At 73.5% G+C, this 3,975-nt stretch carries 1 protein-coding gene; it reads right to left on the bottom strand.

Translation table 11 applies throughout. The features are described from left to right. Positions 1-3,975 (bottom strand): beta strand repeat-containing protein (locus HUX88_RS31720; RefSeq protein ID WP_373886869.1); only part of this gene is annotated, 3,975 nt, incomplete at both ends.

The raw sequence follows: 3,975 nt of genomic DNA, 5'->3' as shown, positions 1-3,975 counted from the left end.
CGCCGACAAGGCCGCCACCTGCTGGCTCGACAGCGCCGCCGCCTGCGCCGTGCTCAGCGCAACGATCTGGCGCGTGCTCAGGCCGGCCAGGCCGGTGCTGCGCAGGGCGGCGATCTGCGCCGTCGTCAAGACATCGATATGGCTGGCGCCGGCCGCGTCGTTGGCCAGCGCGGCCACCTGGTCGGAGCCGAGCGCGGCGATCGCGGCGGTCTTCAGCGCGGCCAGGTCGGCGCTTTCCAGCGCGGCGATCTGCGCGGTGCCGAGCGCGGCCAGCTGGCCGCTGCCCAGCGCGGCGGCCTGGCCGGTGGTCAGGGCGATCAGCTGGGCGCTGCCCAGGCCGGCCAGCGCGGCCGTGCTCATCGCGGCGATCTGCGCGGTCCGCAGCGAGGCGAACTGGGCGCTGGCGGCGCCGCCGCCCAGCGCGGCCAGCTGGGCCGAATTCAGCGCCGCGATGATGGCCGTGCTCAGGCCGGGGATGCCGCGGCTGTCGAGCGCGGCCAGGTCGGCGGTCGACAGGCCGGCCAGCTGGCGCGTGCCGAGCGCGGCCAGCTGCGCCGAGCTGAAGGCGACCATCTGCTGGCTGCCCAGCGCGGCGATCTGGTCGCTGCTGAGCGCCGCCACCTGCTGCGATTTCAAGGCCGCCAGCTGGGCCGGCATCAGTTGCGCGATCAGCGCGGTGCTCAGCGCGCCGATCGCGGCCGTGGTCAGGCCCGACAGGTTGGCGGTCGACAGTCCCGCCAGCGTCTGGCTGGACAAGGCGCCCAGCTGCAGGCTGCTCAGCGCGGCCAGCTGCTGGCTGGTCAGCGCGGTCAGCTGGGCCGCGGTCAGCGCCCGCATCTGGTCGGCCGACAGGCCGGTCAGCGCGGCGGTGCGCAGGGCGGTCACGTCGGCCGCCTCCAGCGCGACGATGCCGTTGGTGTCCAGGCTGGCGATCTGCGCGCTGCTGAGCGCGGCCGCCTGGGCCGTGCTGAGGGCGGCGATCTGGCGCGTGCTGAGGCCGGCGAAGACGGCGCCGCGCAGCGAGGCGATCTGCTGCGTGGACAGCAGGTCGATATGGCTGGCGCCGGCCGCGTCGTTGCCCAGCTGGGCCAGCTGGGCCGAGGTCAGCGCGGCCAGCGCGGCGGTTTTCAGGCCGATCAGCGCGGCCGGATCGAGCGCGTCCACGGCGGCCGTGGACAGCGCGCCGATCTGGCGCGAACCGAAGGCGCCCAACTGGGCCGAGGTCAGCGCGGCCAGTTGCAGCATGCTCAGGCCGGCCAGCTGGTCGGTGTTCAGCGCGGCGATCTGGCGCGTGGCCAGCGCCGCCACCTGCGCGGTGCTCAGGCCGCCCAGCACGGCGGCCGGCAGCGCGGCGATCACCGCCGTGCCCAGCGCGCCGATGTCGTTGGTCTGCAGGCCGGCGATGGCGGACGACCGCAGCGCCAGGATCTGGCCGCTGTTCAGGGCGGCCACCTGGGCGCTGGTCAACGCGGTCACCTGGTCGCTGTTGAGCGCGGCCATTTGCTGGGCGCTCAGGCCGGCCAGCGCGGCGGTCTTGAGCGCGGCCAGGTCGGCCGTCTCCAGCGCGGCGATATCGTTGGTGGACAGCGCGGCCAGCTGGGCGCTGGTCAGCGCCGCCGCCTGCGCGGTGCTCAGCGCGACGGTCTGGGCGCTGGTCAGGCCGGCCAGCGCGGCCGGGCGCAGCACGGCCACCTGCGCGGTGCCGAGCGTGCCGAACAGGCTGCCGGACGGATCGTTGGCCAGCGCGGCCAGCTGGTCGGCGCGCAGCGCGGACAGCGCCGAGCTGCCCAGCGCCGGCAGCACGGCGGCGTTCAGCGCGGCCACGTCGGCGCTCGACAGGCCGGCGATGTTGCGCGAGCTCAGGCCGAGGATCTGCTGCGCGCCCAGGCCGGCGACCTGCGCCGTGCGCAGCGCGGCCAGCTGGTCGCTCGACAGCACGGCGAACTGGCGCGAGGTCAGGCTGGACAATTGCAGCGCGCTCAGGTTGGCCACCGACGCCGGATTGAGCGCGGCGATGTAGGCGGTGCCGAGCGCGGCCAGGTTGGCGCTGGAGAAGCCGGCGATGGTGTCGGACGACAGCGCGCCCAGCTGCGCGGTGTTCATGGCGAGGAATTGCGCCATCGTCAGCGCGGCCAGCTGGCTGCTCGACAGCACGCCGACCTGGGCCGCGCTCAGGCCGGCGATGGCGGCGGTGCGGATCGCGGCCAGGTCCAGCGGTTCCAGGGCGGCGATGGCCTGCGTGCTCAGCGCGTGCAGCTGGGCGCTGCCCAGGGCGGCGACCTGGCCGGCCGTCAGCGCGACGGTCTCGGCGGTGGTCAGGCCGGCCAGCGCGGCGCTGCGCAGCGCGGCGATCTGCGCCGTGGTCAGCAGTTGCACCGGGCCCAGCGCGGCCAGCTGGTCGGAACCCAGCGCGGCGATCGCGGCGGTGCGCAGCGACGACAGGGTGGCCGAGCCGAGGCCGGCGATTTCCGTGGTCGACAAGCTGCCGAACTGCTGCGAGCTGAACGCGCCGACCTGGGCGGCGTTCAGGCTGTGGATCTGCGCGCTGCTGAGCGCGTTCAGTTGCGCGGTGCTCAGCGCGGCGATCTGGCTCGTGCCCAGGCCCGACAGCTGGGCCGTGGTCAGGTTGGCGAAGCCGGCGGTGCCGAGCACGCCGATCGCGCCCGGATTCAGCGCGCCCAGGTCGCCGGTGTCGAGGCCGGCCAAGCCGTCGGTGCTCAACGCGCCGAACTGGCGGCTGCTCAGCGCGGCGATCTGCGCGGTGGTCAGCGCCCGCACCTGCGCGCTGCTCAGCGTGGCGATCTGCTGGGTCGTCAGCGCGGCGATGGCGGAGGTTTTCAGGAACGGGATATCGTTCGTGGTGAACCAGAAAATTTGTTCCGTGGACAGGCTGCTCAATTGCGTCGCGCTCAGGGCGCCCGCCTGCGCGGTGGTGAGCACGCTCAAGCGCCACCAGTCAAGCGCGGTCAGGGCTGTCGTGCGCAAGGCGGCGATCTGCGCGGTGGTGACGTTGGTGAAGCCCATGCCGAGACTGATGCCGCCCAACTGCGCCGACGACAGCGCGGCGAAGATCGTGGTGCTCAACGCTGCCCCATGGTGCCAGTCGTAACCGAACACTTCGGCGAGATCGCCCGGCGTCACCGCCGTGAGCTGGGTCGTAGTGAGCGCGCTGAGCTGGGTCGTACCCAGGCATCCGAAGTTCCCCGATGCCACCGCCCCGATCTGGTCCGTCGTGAGTGCGGCGAATTGGCGTGAACTCAAACTGTAGAGTTGGTCCGTTGTGAGGAGGGCGACCACAGCTGGGCTCAGCGCGGCGATGGCGGCCGGACTCAAGGCAGCCACGTTGGCCGCTGGCAGGTAGCCGATCGCATCGCTCGACAGCGCGCCCATCTGCCTGCTGCTGAGCGCAGAGAACTGCGCGGAAGTCAACGTGCGCAGCTGGTCGCTGCTCAGCGCCACCATCTGCTGCGTGGTCAATCCGGCGATGGCCGCGGTCTTGAGCGCCACCAGGTCGGCCGTGCCGAGCGCGGCGATCACGTCGATCGCCAGGCTGCCCAGCTGCGCGCTGCTCAAGGCGCTGGCCTGGGCGGTCGACATCTGCGCGACCTGCGCCGTGCCCATGCCGGCCAGCGCGGCCGCCCGCAGCGCGGCGATCTGCGCCGTGCCCAGCATGCCGAACAGGCTGCCGTTGGCGCCGCCCAGCAGCGCCAGCTGGTCGGAAGCCAGCGCGCCGGCGGCCGCCACACTCAGCGCCTTGATGGCGGCGCTGCCGAGGGCGGCCACGTCGTCGGTCGACAAGCCGGCCACCTGGCGCGAACCGAGCGCGCCGATCTGCGCCGTGCTCAGCGCCTGCACCTGGGTGCTGCTCAGCGCGGCGATCTGCGCGCTGCCCAGCGCGGCGATGTGGCGGGTGCCGAAGCCGCCGAGCTGCGCCGTGCTCAGCGCGGCCAGCAGCGCCGCGTTCAACTGCGGCAC

This window comes from Duganella sp. BJB1802 (assembly GCF_013369445.1).
In the GTDB taxonomy this organism is placed as follows: Bacteria; Pseudomonadota; Gammaproteobacteria; order Burkholderiales; family Burkholderiaceae_D; genus Rugamonas; species Rugamonas vulcania_A.
The sequence above is the reverse complement of the archived record's forward strand: the minus strand, read 5'-3'. Positions and strand labels throughout refer to the sequence as shown.